Raw genomic sequence first — 15,239 nt, 5'->3', positions numbered from 1 at the left:
TTTATGTTGAATTATTTATTTTTTCCTTCCTGTATTCTTCTGTATAATTCCTGTGCAATATATGAAGCAACATCATCAGCATATGTATTTGGACCAAATCCTGCGTCATAACCTATTTCCTTTACAAGTTCATGTGTAATTCTTGGACCACCGGCTATAAGAATTACTTTATCCCTTATTCCTTCAGCTTCCAATATTTCCACAAGTTCTGTAAGATTCTTTATATGAATATCCTTTTGTGTTACTGTCTGGGATACAAGTAATGCATCTGCATTGAACTCTATAGCCTTTGCAACAAATTCTTCATTTGGAACCTGACTGCCGAGATTTAAAGCTTCAAACATTTCATATCTTTCAAGGCCATAATGCCCTGCATATCCTTTCATGTTCATAATTGCATCTATTCCAACTGTATGTGCATCTGTTCCAGTACTTGCACCAATTACTCTTATTTTTCTTCCGATATTTTTTCTTATAAATTCATCTGTTTCTTCCATTGACCATGTTGTTGATTCAACCTTTGGAACATGGATTGCTGTGTAATCTACTGTATGCGTACAGCTTCCGTAAGCAATTATAAATGTAAAGTCTTTTGTAAGTTCTTTATGATATACAACCATTGGATCTTCGAGCCCCATTTTTTTCATAAGCTGTTTTGCAGCTTCTACAGCTTCATCACCATCTGGAACTGGCAAAGTAAAGCTCAATTGTACTTTACCATCGTTCATAGTATCTCCATATGGTTTTATTGCCTTTAAGTTTAATGTTTTATCAAAATTCTTTTTTTCTGTTGAATATAATCCTCCACTCATGGTCTTTCCGCCTCCAACATCTTTTTGATAAATGGATTAAAGTAATGTGTTCCTTTTTCAAATACACCGTCTAAACCTTTACCGCCGTCTATAGGTCTCTTGATATTTGCAAATGTGCCTTTTGAAAGAGAAACAAACAATCCATCTTTTACCATTTTTTCAAGTAATTCTATTGATTCATCGAGTACTTTTTGTGCTCTTTTCTGGATAATTCCATCTTTTTTGAATTCTATTTCATCACCGATATTTTTTAGGTTATTGAAGATATATCTTGCATTTTCAATTGAAAGATATCTGTCTGACATAAATGGTGTGTGTATTGCTTCTGTTAACATACCAAGCAATTGAATTCCCTGATGTGTCCAGATTGATATAACATTGAATAATGCATCCTGAACATGACCTCTGAAAATATTTCCTGTCATATATTTTGTTGGTGGCATATATTTTAAAGGTGCTTTAGGGAATATTTCTCTTAGCATCTGTGCCTGTGCCAATTCGTATAAAAATCCATTTGTAAGGTCAGGATTCATTTCAAATGCATGTCCTAATCCCATTTGTTCTTCCGGTATTCCTGCCATTAAAGCGAGTTGCTCATTTATTAAATCTGAAGTTAATACAGTATGTGCTTCTTCATAGGCATCAGCTGTTGTAAGATAATTATCTTCGCCAGTATTTATTATAATGCCGGAAAAACCATTTATTACCCTTGAGAAGTATTGGTCAATTATTGTTCTTTGCATATTTATATCTCTAAATAATATTCCATATAATGCATCATTAAGCATTACGTCTAATCTTTCAATAGCTCCCATAGCTGAAATTTCTGGCATACATAATCCTGATGCATAATTAACGAGTCTTATATATCTTCCAACCTCTTCTCCAACTTCATCAAGAGCTTTTCTCATTATTCTGAAGTTTTCCTGTGTTGCCATTGTTCCACCAAATCCTTCTGTAGTAGGGCCATATGGAACAAAATCAAGCAAACTCTGACCAGTAGTTCTAATAACAGCAATTATATCTGCACCCTGTCTTGCTGCAGCCTGGGCCTGAACAACATCTTCATATATATTTCCTGTTGCAACAATTACATATAAATATGGCTGAGGACCTTCTCCGAGTTTTTCTATATATTCATTTCTCTTTTTTCTATTATTTTGTATAAGTTCTATCATTGAGTTCACATAAGGTTCAATAGCTTCTCTAATTTTGTCATCAGAATTTATTTTTAATTTTGAAAGGTCAAGTTCTTCCTTTGCTATTTTTTCAGCTATTTCCTGTGGTGTATAGCCTGTTTCTATTATTGCATTTCCAATTAAATAAGCAGCACCTTCTTTTAATAATCCTTTTTCTTTTATATGGTCTACAAGTACGTTTGGTAATGGAACTTCATTTTCATCTACTCCATCTATTCCCAATAATCTACATACAGTTCTTTCTACTGAAACTGTGGAACGTTTATCTACGAAATTTTGAACATCTTCAGCTATTTTCCTTGCAAGACTTCTTGCATATTCAACCTTTTTAAAATCAAGTCCTAATTTACTCATGGAATGTTTCCTCCTTTTTTATTCTTTCAATAGTATCGAGTAACTCTTTGTCAATATTCAAAAGTCTGGCTATTGTTATTGCTTCTTCAGGAACTATTTCTTCGTTTTCCTCGATTAATGAATAATCGATTATTTCGGTTATATTTTCAGGATTTATATTTTCTGTTAGTTTTTCCTTTTTTATTCCTTTTATTCTTAGTTTTCTAATCCCTTTATCTGCAACGTTATTAAAGTGTGTAGTGATAAGAGATATGGATTTTTTATTGTTTAATATTTCTATGACGCCCTTTACTATTAATTTGCCTTCATGTGGATTCGTGTTTCTTGCAAGTTCATCAAGGAGTATAAGAGCATTTTCATCAGTTTTGATATATTTTAGTATTTCGTTAATTTTTAGCATTTCTGCTGCATATGATGAAAGACCTGAGAATAATGATTGATAATCACCGGAAATAAGAAAGATTTTATTGACAGGATATAGCTTTGCGCTTTTTGCTGGTATATAAAATCCATATTGAAACAAATTTTGCAATAAAGCTATGGTTTTTAATATTACTGTTTTTCCTGTCATATTGGCTCCGGTAATTAATGTAACTCCGGGTTTTAAGGTTATATCAACGGGCTGATACTCTTTATGTTCTTCTTCCAGTTTTTCTTTTATAACAGGATTAAACATCCCTTTTATTTCATATGTTTCTGATATTTCCGGTTTTGTAAGATTAAACTTTTTGGTAAAATAAGCTTTAGCAATTGTAAAATCCAATTCCGCTATATCTCTCAATCCCTGTTCTATATCAGAAGCATACGTTCTTAATTTCTTAGAAAGTTCTTCTCTTATCTCATCTTCAATTTGCATTTCTAATTCATATAGTTGTTCTCGTTCTTCTTCATTATCAGTCTTTTTTCTTTTTTTTCTTATTTCTGATAATTCATGTGAGTATGAATCATAGATATAGAATGTTGATAATCTATTTCCATCTGGATCGAGGATATTTATTACTTCATTTAGAGTTGGAAATGAAAGAAAATCCAAAGGATTTATTTTTTTAATTTCTTCATATGTAAGAGCAAATGATTTTAATTCAAATAATTCAATATCGTCAAGTATATAACCGGATTTTAATCTTTCAGTTGTTCCAGAGATATCCTTTATATTCATTAATTTTAGTTTTATATTTTCTATTGTATCTTTTTTATTCTCATAAGCTTTTATAGCTTTTTCAAGCTTGATAATTTCATTGTTTATTTCATCTTTTGATTTAAGAAATTCTATATTTCTTAAAAATTTTTGTCCCAGAGGGGTTATTATTTCCAGTTTTTTAAAAAGATATTCTAATTCAACCATAATTTATCTTCCCTTACATTTATTATTGGAAGGTTTATATGCTCTTTTAATCTTTCTTTTATTACTTTTGAATCAAGCATATAGCCTCGTGGTGAATATGGGTTTATTGTTATTGCAATTAAATTTGTTTTTTGCAATACCGATATCTTTCCCCCTTTTTTTATAAATCTTCTGTATGTTTCAGGGGTTATGAATATCTTTGTGAAATCATTTACTATTATTTCAGTTTCGTTTAATCCCTTTTGTTTTGTAAGATAATCAAGGAATTTATCGGTTAATGCACCTGTTATATATATCTTTTTACCATATTCCAATATATGTTTGTCGAGCGATTTAAAGGATAGTAATGATTTTATGGGCAATTTTGTTATTTTATTATTATCTATAACATATACTCCATCTTCTACTTCTGGAATTTTACCGTTATATTTTTCAAGTTGTATCATTTCTACCACATGCTTTGTTTTTTTTACTAATTCGTTTATATTTATTGTTAATGCTGCTCCTGTTGCAAGAATCATTGCGTCAGTTATAGTGGGAGAAGCGGGGCTGAGCCTTGATAGCGCCCCATCTACCAAAACCTGTTCAGCCCCAAGCTCAAGCATTTTATTAATCACTTTCTTTATATTTTTTGTGTTTTGAGGACCTGCTAATATAATCTTTCCTCTTTCTTTAGCTTTTGCAATTACTATTCTTCCAATAGATGTACGTATATCTTCAATGCTTAATATTTCAGCAAGGAATCTTTTTTGTCTGTAGAATTTCTCGGCAGTAGCAAATATTGTTCCTTCTATTATTTCAATTTCTGGTTTAGGTGTAGAGGTTACCTGATCTATGGATTCACCATCTATACCTATTGAGGTTAATCCGAGTTTTTTATTTATATGTTTTATAATGTAATTTAATGTTTCGGTCTTTCCCGTATTTTTTTCGAGACCAACTACAGAGACGCTTTTATATTCCAATTTGCAAATCTCCCTTATTAATTTTTAAATAATACAAGTGCTTCTCCATCTACAGCAATATCACCATTTTCATTGAAAATTTGAGTTGTAAGCAATAGCCTTGATTTTGCTTCTATTTTTTCTTTTACTGTTATTTTTATTGTGATTTCTTCATCGATATATATAGGTTTTAAAAATTTTGTATCCTGCTTCATATATATTGTTCCAGGGCCTGGAAATTCCATTCCCAAAACAGCTGAAATTAAACCTACACTTAAAATTCCATGTGCGATTCTCTTTTTAAATATTGTTTTGCTTGCATATTCTTCATCGAGATGCACAGGGTTTTTATCCCCTGTGATCTCGGCAAAGGTTTCAACCATATGTGCTGTTATTTTCCTTTTTACTTCATATATCTGACCTAATTTTATTTCATCATACTTCATTTTTTATCACCCAAATGTTCATATTTTTCCCTCAATTTAGCTCTTTCATGTCTTTCAAGATGGCTTGGTTCAAGACTGATTCTTTCTTTATTATCAAATAATCCCGCTACACCGTACCATTTATATTTTTCTCTATATTCTGAATCATCTACATCTGTTGAAGTATCTTCTGGTTCATGATATGTTGTAATTACGCCTTCATAATTTCTCAGGATAACTGTATGATCTGTTTGAGAAATAAGATAGTTTGGCATTAATCTAATCTTACCTCCGCCACCTGGTGCGTCAACAACAAATGATGGAACTGCGAATCCAGAAGTATGTCCTATTAATGATTCCATTATTTCAAGACCTTTGGCAACAGATGTTCTGAAGTGTTCTATTCCCTGTGAAAGGTCACATTGATAGATGTAGTAAGGTCTTACTCTTATTTTTACCAATTCATGCATTAATGCCATCATGATATATCTGCTATCGTTTACACCTCTTAATAATACTGTCTGATTTCCAACAGGAATACCTGCATCTACAAGTTTTCTAACTGCTTCAGTTGATTCTGGTGTAATTTCTTTTGGATGATTGAAATGTGTGTTTAACCATATTGGATGGTATTTCTTTAACATATTTACCAATTCATCTGTAATTATCTGTGGGAATACAACAGGTGTTCTTGACCCAATTCTTATAATTTCGACATGAGGTATCTTTCTAAGTTCACTAATGATGTATTCAAGCATTGGTACCCCAACCATTAAAGCATCTCCACCAGATAATAATACATCTCTTACCTGTGGTGTATTTCTTATATATTCAATTGCTGCGTTAATATCATCCATACTTTTATGTGCATCTGTTTGTCCAGCAAATCTTCTTCTTGTACAGTGTCTACAATACATTGAACACATATCTGTAATTAAGAAAAGTACTCTATCAGGATATCTATGTGTCAATCCAGGTGCAGGTGAATCTTCATCTTCATGAAGAGGATCAACCATATCCCACATGCTTTTTACCAATTCTTTAGATGTTGGTACTGCCTGTCTTCTTATTGGACATTTTGGATCATCTGGGTCCATTAATGACGCATAATATGGTGTAATTGCCATTCTTAATGTTTTTAATGCATTTCTTATTCCTTCTTCTTCATCGGGAGTTAGGTTTATTACCTGTTTTAATGTATCAACGTCTGTTATTCTGTTTCTCATTTGCCAGTGCCAATCATTCCATTCCTCTTCCGTTACATCTTTCCATAATGGTATTTCTGTATAATGTCGCCTTTTAGCCATTTTAACGTCTCCTTTCTTTTCTTCTTTTTTGATATTTAAATATATAATTTTTCAAACAGTTCTCTAATTTCCTTTGATTCCCTTAAAATATCAAGGGTTAATTCAGCATGTCCTTTTGTATATCCGTTTCCTATAATCATTGTTATATCTTTTCCAACACCTTCAGCACCAAGTGCGGCTTTTGTAAATGATGTTGCCATAGAGAAGAAATAAACTGTACCTTCATCTTTTGTTATTAATATTGATGACATTTCGGTATTTGGTACATTTACGTTATTTATTGTGATATCACAATATTTTCCTCCTGTTACATCTAATACTTTTTCATATATGTCTACAGGTTTTGTAGCATCTGCAACAATTACTTCATGTGCAAGGTTCATATCTTTAATTCTTTTGGCATTCTCTTCTGAATATTCTACAACTATAACTTTTCCAGTATTACCAGCATTTTTCATAGCCTGATATGAACACAATACCCCTGATTTTCCTCCACCACCGATAATACAAACAGTATCTCCTTCATTTACGAGCTTGTTTACCTGTGCTGGTGCTCCAGCAACATCTAATGCTGCAAGAGCTAATTTTTCTGGTATATCTTCTGGCAATACTGCATATAATCCAGTTTCAAATAATATTGCCTGTCCTTCAATATCAACCTGGTCATTTTCTATGTTAATCTTTTTGATTTTTTCAATCTTTAATGGTGTTAAGGATAAAGATACAAGTGTAGCGATTTTATCTCCAACCTTTAATTTTTTGTCTGGAAAATCAGGTCCAATTTCTTTAACTATACCAATTAGCATTCCACCAGAACCTGTAACTGGATTTTGCATTTTTCCTCTTTCATTTACTATGTCAAGAATCATCTTTTCCATTTTTTCTACATCATGATCACATGCTTCTTTGATTTGAGTAAAGCTTGCTGAATCGATATTTAATGTAATTACATCAATCAATATTTCATTAGAATAAATTTCCATTGTGTTATCAATTTTTTTAGCTGCTTGTGGTAATAATCCTTTTGGTTCTATAACTCTGTGTGTACCAAATGGACAACCTTTTTTCATTATTTTCCCTCCATTATTTTCTTTTTATATTTAAAATTTCTCTTGCTTCATCTGGTGTTGCTACTTCTCTCCCCAATTCTTTTGCCAATCTTACAATTCTTTCTACTAATTGAGCATTGGATTTTGCCAATTCTCCTTTTTTATAGTAGATATTATCTTCAAATCCAACTCTTACATGTCCCCCCATTAATATTGCATGAACGGCAAGTGGAAGTTCGTATCTCCCTATTCCAGCAACTGTCCATGTGCTTCCCTGCGGGATTCGGCTAACAAGATATACCAAATCCTCAATATCTCCAGGTATAGCTCCAGGAACCCCCATAACAAAATCAAAATGGATAGGCATATCTAGCAGACCCTTTTTTACCAATCTCAACGCATTTGCAATATGACCTCTTTCGAACACTTCTATTTCCGGTTTTATTCCTCTTTCCTTCATTTCTGCTGCAAATTTTTCCATGTATTCCTGCGTATTCATAAATACATCTTCACCAAAATTTGTTGTTCCAGCAGAAAGGGTTGCCATTTCTGGATTTAATTCAAGTGGTTGTTTTCTTTGTTCGAAAGTATGATATACCGCTCCCCCAGTAGATGGTTGAAAAATCATATTGCATTTTGCTTCTATTTTTTCCTTTATTTCTTTATATACTTCATAGGATTGTGTGGGTTTTCCATCTTCATCTCTTGCATGAACGTGGGCAATTGATGCTCCTGCAAGATAACATTCATAAGCAGCTTCTGCAATTTCATCAGGTGTAACAGGGAGATTTGGCTGTTGTTCTTTTGTAACCTCTGCACCTGTTAAAGCAACTGTGATTATCAATTTATCCATTTTCTTTTCCCTTCCTTTGTTTGTCTTTTGGTACTACACATGTACCACTTGCTCTACAAACAACTATAGGCTCTTCAAGATAATCTGCAGCTGAATCAGAGATATCTGGTCTTGGAGCAATTACCTTTCTTGCTTCAAACACCATTTTTCTTGATGTATTTCCAACCTTTACTATTTCTCCAACTGCTTCTATATAATCACCTGCATATACAGGAGCTATAAATTCTATATTGTCATATGCTTTAAATAATCCTTCATCTCCATCGTGTCTTATTAAAAGTTCTGTTGCCACATCTCCAAAGAGTTGTAAAATTCTCGCGCCATCAACAAGATTTCCACCATAATGTGCATCATGTAAACTCATTCTTACTCTTATCATTACTTTTTCACCCATATTTTAAACCTCCATCGTTTTTAAATCTTCTGGAATTATAAGTTCAGCATCAGTTATTTCTTTTAATTCTTCTAATGTAATATCTGGAGCAATTTCTTTTAATAATAAACCATTATCAACAGGCTCTATTACAGCATATTCAGTAACTATTAAATTTACTCTTCTAACTGAAGTAAGAGGGAGATCGCATTTTTTTACTATTTTAGGTTTTCCTTTTGCTGTATGAGTCATAGCTACTATAACCTTTTTAGCTCCAGTAACAAGATCCATCGCTCCACCCATACCTGGAATTAATTTTCCTGGAACCATCCAGTTTGCTAAATGACCTTCTTCATCAACCTGTAATCCTCCTAAAACAGTGAAATCGAGATGACCTCCTCTAATTAAGGCAAATGAAAATGCTGTATCAAACACCATTGCACCTGGTAAGGTATCAATATATTTTGCGCCAGCATTTGTCAAATCAGGATTTGCAATTTCTTCTGGTACTTCAGATCCAATTCCTAATACACCGTTTTCTCCATGAAAGAATATATTCATATCTTTTGGAACGTAATTAGCAACTAATGTTGGTAATCCAATTCCAAGATTTACTATATTTCCTGGTTTAAATTCTTTTGCTACTCTTTTAGCAATTCTTTCTTTTGCATTCATTATTCTCTCCCCCTTATTACAACATAATCAACAAGTGCTCCAGGGAATTGCACTTCTTCAGGTGTAATTGTACCTACTGGAACCAATTCATCTACTTCAACAATTACAGTATCTGCTGCCATTGCAATTATAGGGTTAAAATTACTTGCAGTAAATGAAAATGTAAGGTTTCCAAGATGATCAGCTTTTTTGGCTTTAACAAGTGCAACCTTTGCTCTTATTGCCTTTTCAAGAATATATTTTTTTCCATCAATTTCTATTATTTGCTTTCCTTCTTCAACAATAGTTCCAATACCTGTAGGGGTAAGAATGCCGCCAAGACCAACTCCACCTGCTCTTATCTGTTCTATTAATGTTCCCTGAGGAACAAGTTCAACTTCAAGTTCTTTTTCAATCATCTGTCTCTGTGTTTCTTTATTTGTTCCAATGTGTGAAGTTACAACCTTTTTAGCAAGTTTGTTGTATATAAGTCTTCCGATTCCTTTTGTTTCAAAGGATGTGTCATTACAGATAATTGTTAAATCTTTTTTCTTTTGCTTAATAATTTCGTCTATAAGCGTTTCTGGAGTTCCAATTGTTAAGAATCCTCCAATCATAATTGAATCGCCATCATTAATAACTTTAATGGCCTCTTCCGCCTTAACAACTTTCAACTGAATCACCTCTTTTTTTAAATTTCGATGAAAAATATTTCATTCATATTATATCAGTTTTTACAAACAGATAAAAATATAGTTTCAACTAAATAATCATTATTAATAGTCTTAAATCATTCTTAATTATGTGAAATGAATCTTTTCTCACTTTCACAAATTGTTACATAGAACTATAGCTAAATAAAAAATTTTTTTAGAACATTGTGAAAAAAGAAGCAGAGTTTTCATAAAGTAAATAAAATATGAAGAGATTGTGTTATAATTAAATTATAAAAATCATAATTTTTTAGGGGGGAGAAAAATGGCTTACTATCTTGCAATTGATGAGGGAACAAGCAGTACAAGAACGTTATTGTTTGATGAAAAATTTAACCTTATAGACTTTTCTCAAAAAGAAATAAATATGTATTATCCAAAACCTGGATGGGTAGAGCAGGATGCTGAAGAATTGTATCAAAAAACTGAAGAAACAATGTTAGAAGTTTTAGAAAAGAACAATATATCCTGGAATGAAATAATTGGGATTGGAATTACAAATCAAAGGGAAACTGTTGTAGCCTGGGATAAAAATAAAGGAAAAGCTTTAACTCGAGCAATAGTATGGCAATGTAGGAGGACAGATGAATTAATTAATAGATATTCTGCATCATTCTGGAATGAAGTAAAGAGGAAAACAGGATTGGTAAAGGATCCATATTTTTCAGGTTCAAAAATAGTGTGGATGATAGAAAATGTTCCAGCAGTTAAAGAAGCATATGAAAATGGAAATTTAAAAGTGGGAACAATAGAATCCTGGTTGGCATTTAAACTTTCTGGAAAACATATTAGTGATCTTTCAAATGCTTCCAGAACGCAATTGTTAAATATACATACATTAGATTGGGATGATGAAATATTAAACACATTTGGTATTAAAAAAGATATTCTGCCTCAGTTGGTTAATACAGCTATTGAAGGTGGAATTGAAACGAAATTTGGCCCAAAAATTTATGGAATGATTGGTGACCAGCAATCTGCATTATTTGGACAAAGAGCATTTGAAATTGGTGATTCAAAATGTACTTATGGAACAGGTGCTTTTGTATTAATGAATTCAGGTAATACCCCACCCAAACCACATCCAGGATTATTAACTTCAATTGGTTGGAAAATTAAAGATGAAACTATTTATTCTCTTGAAGGAAGTATATTTACCGTTGGTGCATTCTTTAAATGGTTAAAAGATATAGAGATTATAGATGATTATCCTGATCTTGAAAAATATTCTCTTGATAATGACAACGGAGGAGTTTATATTGTTCCAGCATTAAGTGGTCTTGGAACACCATATTGGGATGCAGATGCAAGAGGTTTAATAATAGGGTTAACCAGAGGTACTAAAAAAGAAAATATAATCAGGGCTGCTTTGGAATCAGTAGCTTTTAGTGTTAGAGATGTTATAGACTCAATGCAGGAAGCAGTATGGACAAAGATTAAAAAAATGAATGTTGATGGTGGAGCTACAAAAAATAAATTATTGATGAAAATACAAAGTGATTTGTTAAATGCAGAGATATTTGTTCCAGAATTTCAGGAGATAACAGCATTAGGTGCAGCATTTATGGCAGCAATTGGTTCAGAAAATCTTTCTATTAATGAAATAAAAAATTTGCAATTTTCAGGTATAAAGATAATGCCAGAAGAGAATGAAAAATTAGAAAGGGATTATTATATCTGGAAGGAGGCAGTATTAAGATCAAAAGGCTGGATAAAATCAACGAACATAAACTTTTAGAAATAGCAAGAGTAATAGCAGAATATACATTTCCTGGAATGAATATCCTTTTATATGGAGATTTAGGTACAGGAAAAACTACTTTTACCAAAGGATTTATCAGAAGTTATTTAGGTGATGAAGAGATAAACGTTACATCACCCACTTTTGCGTTAGTTAGAATATATGAAAATTCTGTAAAAATATATCATGCGGATTTATACAGGTTATCTGATCCAGAGGAAATACCTTATGTAGGTTTATTCGATGATTCTGACGGAATATATTTAATAGAATGGCCTGAAAGATTAGAATATTATATGCCTGACGAATATCTAAAAATACAATTATATTACAATGAAAATATAGAATATAGAGATATAGAAATATCATATGTTGGAGAAAAATACGAAAAAACATTTGAAAAAATAAAGGAGGAATTACAATGAAGATAGGAATTTTAGGGTTACCTATGACAGGAAAAACAACAATATTCTCGTTATTGACAAATAAACCATATGACGGAACATATAAGCAAGATGCAGAAGAAAGAATTGCTAATGTTAGAGACGAAAGGATTGAAAAACTTACAGAAATGTATAATCCTAAAAAAACAGTATATGCAACATTGAACTTTATAGATATTCCAAGTTATAATCCTTCAGCCGATAGAAAAGAAAAAAATAGAATCTTACAGATGATACAAACTGTTGATGCAATTATACTTGTTATTAGGGCATTTGAAAATGATTCAGTTCCATTTCCAGAAGGTTCAGAAACACCTTTAGATCAGCTTGATACATTAAAAACGGAAATGATAATTAGAGATCTTGAAGTAGTTGAAAATAGATTATCAAGATTAATAGAACAAAATAAAAAGAAGAAACCTACCAAAGAGGAAGAGAGACAGGTAAAAATATTGGAAGAGATTAAACCTGTACTTGAAGATGGAAAATTTGCATCAAAGGTTGAATTATCAGATGAAGATAAAAAATTAATAAGCTCTCTTGCATTATTTACATTAAAACCAATAATCGTAGTTGTAAATGTTGATGAAAATCAATTGATGGAAAAGAATTATCCAGGAAAAGAAGAATTAATGAAAACATGTAAGGAAGAAAATTTTGCATATATTGAAATATGTGGTAAAACCGAAGCAGACCTCATAGAATTAGACGAAGAAGAAAGAAAAGAATTTATGGAAGAATTGGGAATTGAAAGACCAGGAATCGATAGGTTGTCTAAAACAGTATATGATCATTTAGGTTTAATCACATTCTTTACAGTTGGTGAAGATGAAGTAAGAGCATGGACAATTAATAAAGGAACTACAATGAAAAGAGCAGCAGGTAAAATACATTCAGATCTTGAAAAAGGTTTTGTAAAAGCAGAAGTAATGCACTACGATGATTTAATAAGACTAGGAAGCGAAGATGAAGTGAAAAAAGCAGGATTATGGAGATTAGCTGGTAAAGAAGAAATTGTAGAAGATGGAGAAATATTAACCATAAGAGCAAATGCTTAAGTGTTTATGGAGGGAGAAATGAGAAAACCATTATACAAAGTAGAAGATTTTGATTATCATTTGCCTGAGGAATATATAGCTCAAAAACCAGCAGAACCAAGAGATTCTTCAAGGTTAATGGTATTAAATAGAAATATCAGAACTATAGAACATAAAATTTTTAGAAATATAATTGATTACTTAAAACCTGGAGATTTAATGGTATTAAACAATACAAAAGTAATTCCAGCAAGATTATATGGTCGGAAAACAACAGGTGCAAAGGTTGAAGTATTATTGCTCGAGAAAACACACGAAGAAAATACATGGAAAGCACTTGTTAAACCCGGTTCAAAATTAAAAAAAGGTGCAGAAATAAAATTTTCTGACCATCTATATGCTAAAATAATAGAACATAATAGCGATGGTTCAAGAATTATTCATTTTACATCTGATAAAGATGTATGGGAAGAAATTGAAAGAGTTGGAAATATGCCTTTGCCACCATATATAAAAAGCACTGATGTTCCAGGTGAAAGGTATCAAACAGAATATGCGAAAATTCAGGGAGCTGTTGCGGCACCAACAGCAGGGTTGCATTTTACAAAGGAATTATTAAATAAGATAAAAGAAAAAGGAATTGAATTTGCTGAAGTAACTCTTCATGTTGGTCTTGGTACATTTAGGCCTGTAAAAGTGGATAATATAGAAGAACATGAAATGCATGAGGAGTATTATGAAGTTCCAGCAGAAACAATGAAAAAAATACGTGAATATAGACAAAATAAAGGAAGAATAATCAGTGTAGGAACTACTGTGGTTAGAACACTTGAAACAATAGCACAACTTCCAGAACAGGAATCCTATATGGGGACTACGGATATATTTATATATCCGCCATATGAATTTAAATTAATAGATGCATTGATAACCAATTTTCATTTACCAAAATCCACACTTTTAATGCTTGTTGCAGCATTTGGAGGATATGATTTTATAATGGAAGCATATAAAAAGGCTGTTGAAGAAAAATATAGATTCTTTTCATTTGGTGATTCAATGTTCATATATTGATATTCAGAGGGTGATAAATTGAAAAATAAAACCAGGGGTTTAATTTATATGTGGATCACTGTAATATTCTGGGGGATTTCTTTTGTAGCAACGAAAATAATAGTTAATACCGTTCCACCGATAACAGCAGCATTTTTGAGATTTTTTCTTTCAAGTTTAATACTTGTATTATTTATAAAAACTAAAATAAAATATGAAAAAAAAGAATATGTTTATATGCTTTTATCAGGTTTTTTTGGAGTTACAGCATATTTCTTATTTGAAAATTCAGCTTTGCAATATACCACAGCAACAAATGGTTCTCTCATTATTTCGGCTACACCGGTAATATATCTATTATTTTCAGATATACTAAGAAAAAGCTTTTCACATAAAATTCGATATTTTGGAACATTACTGGCATTTTTTGGTGTTGCATTAATTGTGCTTAACGGAAGATTTGTTTTAAAATTAAATCCACTTGGAGATTTATTAATGTTTGGTGCAGCATTTAGCTGGATTTTATACACTGTATTTATAGAAAAATTGCATCATCACGATAATCTGGCAATTACAAGAGATTTGAATTATTACGGAATGTTATTTTTTATACCATTTTCTCTTTATGAATTAAAAAGTGCAGGCACATGTCCAGCATTTGAATTATGGTTAGATCCAGTAGTAATAACAGCATTCTTGTATCTCGGTATATTCTGTACAGCCCTTGGATATATATGGTGGAATAAAGCCATTAGGCTTGCCGGAGCTAAAACAACAACAAATGGAATATTTTTTATACCAATAGTTACTGTTATTGCCGATGCAGTATTATTAAAAAATTATCCAAATTTTTATACATTAATAGGTGCATCTCTTGTATTAGCAGGAAATTATATAGCAGAAATAAAAGATTAAATGGTGCAGAAAATCTGCACCA

General features: G+C 31.7%; 16 protein-coding genes. 5 read left to right on the top strand and 11 right to left on the bottom strand.

The window, feature by feature from the left end:
• Positions 1-11: 11 nt before the first annotated feature.
• The 11 genes from LN42_RS02710 to LN42_RS02660 are packed head-to-tail and all read right to left on the bottom strand — an operon-like array spanning position 12 to position 9,989.
• Complete coding sequence (locus LN42_RS02710; RefSeq protein WP_075780304.1) at positions 12-812, bottom strand: OAM dimerization domain-containing protein; 801 nt, start codon at positions 810-812, stop codon at positions 12-14.
• Positions 809-2,365, bottom strand: coding sequence for a lysine 5,6-aminomutase subunit alpha (locus LN42_RS02705; protein ID WP_075780303.1), 1,557 nt, complete (start codon positions 2,363-2,365; stop codon positions 809-811). Before LN42_RS02705 ends, LN42_RS02710 begins: the two co-directional genes overlap by 4 nt.
• A complete protein-coding gene (locus LN42_RS02700) occupies positions 2,358-3,710 on the bottom strand; it encodes a DNA mismatch repair protein MutS (RefSeq protein ID WP_075780302.1) in 1,353 nt (450 codons plus the stop codon). Before LN42_RS02700 ends, LN42_RS02705 begins: the two co-directional genes overlap by 8 nt.
• Positions 3,698-4,675 (bottom strand): hypothetical protein, encoded by a 978-nt coding sequence (locus LN42_RS02695; RefSeq protein ID WP_075780301.1) that lies wholly within the window; start codon positions 4,673-4,675, stop codon positions 3,698-3,700. The genes LN42_RS02700 and LN42_RS02695 overlap by 13 nt, the downstream gene beginning before the upstream one ends.
• A gap of 17 nt (positions 4,676-4,692) precedes the next feature.
• Positions 4,693-5,100 (bottom strand): MaoC family dehydratase, encoded by a 408-nt coding sequence (locus LN42_RS02690; RefSeq protein ID WP_014295994.1) that lies wholly within the window; start codon positions 5,098-5,100, stop codon positions 4,693-4,695.
• The gene (gene ablA, locus LN42_RS02685; protein WP_014295993.1) at positions 5,097-6,386 is read right to left on the bottom strand and encodes a lysine 2,3-aminomutase; all 1,290 of its coding nucleotides are present in this window, start codon (positions 6,384-6,386) and stop codon (positions 5,097-5,099) included. Before ablA ends, LN42_RS02690 begins: the two co-directional genes overlap by 4 nt.
• Before the next feature lie 35 nt (positions 6,387-6,421).
• Positions 6,422-7,456: a zinc-binding dehydrogenase gene (locus LN42_RS02680; RefSeq protein WP_014295992.1), complete on the bottom strand. Its 1,035-nt coding sequence runs from the start codon at positions 7,454-7,456 to the stop codon at positions 6,422-6,424.
• A 13-nt stretch (positions 7,457-7,469) separates the two neighbouring features.
• A complete protein-coding gene (locus LN42_RS02675; RefSeq protein ID WP_075780300.1) occupies positions 7,470-8,288 on the bottom strand; it encodes a 3-keto-5-aminohexanoate cleavage protein in 819 nt (272 codons plus the stop codon).
• Complete coding sequence (locus LN42_RS02670; protein ID WP_014295990.1) at positions 8,281-8,682, bottom strand: hotdog domain-containing protein; 402 nt, start codon at positions 8,680-8,682, stop codon at positions 8,281-8,283. The genes LN42_RS02675 and LN42_RS02670 overlap by 8 nt, the downstream gene beginning before the upstream one ends.
• 3 nt (positions 8,683-8,685) lie before the next feature.
• Complete coding sequence (locus LN42_RS02665) at positions 8,686-9,336, bottom strand: 3-oxoacid CoA-transferase subunit B (protein ID WP_014295989.1); 651 nt, start codon at positions 9,334-9,336, stop codon at positions 8,686-8,688.
• The gene (locus LN42_RS02660) at positions 9,336-9,989 is read right to left on the bottom strand and encodes a CoA transferase subunit A (protein ID WP_014295988.1); all 654 of its coding nucleotides are present in this window, start codon (positions 9,987-9,989) and stop codon (positions 9,336-9,338) included. Before LN42_RS02660 ends, LN42_RS02665 begins: the two co-directional genes overlap by 1 nt.
• 304 nt (positions 9,990-10,293) lie before the next feature.
• Between LN42_RS02660 and LN42_RS02655 the strand changes: the two genes are divergently transcribed.
• From LN42_RS02655 to LN42_RS02635, 5 genes are read left to right on the top strand one after another with little or no spacing between them, the layout of a single operon-like run.
• Positions 10,294-11,766, top strand: a complete 1,473-nt coding sequence (locus LN42_RS02655; RefSeq protein ID WP_075780299.1) for a glycerol kinase GlpK — start codon at positions 10,294-10,296, stop codon at positions 11,764-11,766.
• 38 nt (positions 11,767-11,804) lie between these two features.
• Positions 11,805-12,194 (top strand): tRNA (adenosine(37)-N6)-threonylcarbamoyltransferase complex ATPase subunit type 1 TsaE, encoded by a 390-nt coding sequence (gene tsaE / locus LN42_RS02650; protein WP_050899148.1) that lies wholly within the window; start codon positions 11,805-11,807, stop codon positions 12,192-12,194.
• Positions 12,191-13,270, top strand: coding sequence for a redox-regulated ATPase YchF (ychF, locus tag LN42_RS02645; RefSeq protein ID WP_014295985.1), 1,080 nt, complete (start codon positions 12,191-12,193; stop codon positions 13,268-13,270). Before tsaE ends, ychF begins: the two co-directional genes overlap by 4 nt.
• An 18-nt stretch (positions 13,271-13,288) precedes the next feature.
• A complete protein-coding gene (queA, locus tag LN42_RS02640) occupies positions 13,289-14,323 on the top strand; it encodes a tRNA preQ1(34) S-adenosylmethionine ribosyltransferase-isomerase QueA (RefSeq protein ID WP_014295984.1) in 1,035 nt (344 codons plus the stop codon).
• 18 nt (positions 14,324-14,341) lie between these two features.
• A complete protein-coding gene (locus LN42_RS02635; RefSeq protein ID WP_014295983.1) occupies positions 14,342-15,217 on the top strand; it encodes a DMT family transporter in 876 nt (291 codons plus the stop codon).
• Positions 15,218-15,239 lie beyond the last annotated feature (22 nt).

Source organism: Marinitoga sp. 1137, assembly GCF_001941525.1.
Taxonomy (GTDB): Bacteria; Thermotogota; Thermotogae; order Petrotogales; family Petrotogaceae; genus Marinitoga; species Marinitoga piezophila.
Note: the sequence above shows the minus strand (reverse complement) of the source record. Positions and strands in the feature narration are given on the sequence as shown.

What these genes read in the sequence shown, in the direction of transcription:
- LN42_RS02710 (WP_075780304.1), bottom strand. Translation starts at nt 812, where the DNA reads ATGAGTGGAGGATTATATTCAACAGAAAAAAAGAATTTTGATAAAACA.
- LN42_RS02705 (WP_075780303.1), bottom strand. Translation starts at nt 2,365, where the DNA reads ATGAGTAAATTAGGACTTGATTTTAAAAAGGTTGAATATGCAAGAAGT.
- LN42_RS02700 (WP_075780302.1), bottom strand. Translation starts at nt 3,710, where the DNA reads ATGGTTGAATTAGAATATCTTTTTAAAAAACTGGAAATAATAACCCCT.
- LN42_RS02690 (WP_014295994.1), bottom strand. Translation starts at nt 5,100, where the DNA reads ATGAAGTATGATGAAATAAAATTAGGTCAGATATATGAAGTAAAAAGG.
- ablA (WP_014295993.1), bottom strand. Translation starts at nt 6,386, where the DNA reads ATGGCTAAAAGGCGACATTATACAGAAATACCATTATGGAAAGATGTA.
- LN42_RS02680 (WP_014295992.1), bottom strand. Translation starts at nt 7,456, where the DNA reads ATGAAAAAAGGTTGTCCATTTGGTACACACAGAGTTATAGAACCAAAA.
- LN42_RS02675 (WP_075780300.1), bottom strand. Translation starts at nt 8,288, where the DNA reads ATGGATAAATTGATAATCACAGTTGCTTTAACAGGTGCAGAGGTTACA.
- LN42_RS02670 (WP_014295990.1), bottom strand. Translation starts at nt 8,682, where the DNA reads ATGGGTGAAAAAGTAATGATAAGAGTAAGAATGAGTTTACATGATGCA.
- LN42_RS02665 (WP_014295989.1), bottom strand. Translation starts at nt 9,336, where the DNA reads ATGAATGCAAAAGAAAGAATTGCTAAAAGAGTAGCAAAAGAATTTAAA.
- LN42_RS02655 (WP_075780299.1), top strand. Translation starts at nt 10,294, where the DNA reads ATGGCTTACTATCTTGCAATTGATGAGGGAACAAGCAGTACAAGAACG.
- tsaE (WP_050899148.1), top strand. Translation starts at nt 11,805, where the DNA reads ATGAATATCCTTTTATATGGAGATTTAGGTACAGGAAAAACTACTTTT.
- ychF (WP_014295985.1), top strand. Translation starts at nt 12,191, where the DNA reads ATGAAGATAGGAATTTTAGGGTTACCTATGACAGGAAAAACAACAATA.
- queA (WP_014295984.1), top strand. Translation starts at nt 13,289, where the DNA reads ATGAGAAAACCATTATACAAAGTAGAAGATTTTGATTATCATTTGCCT.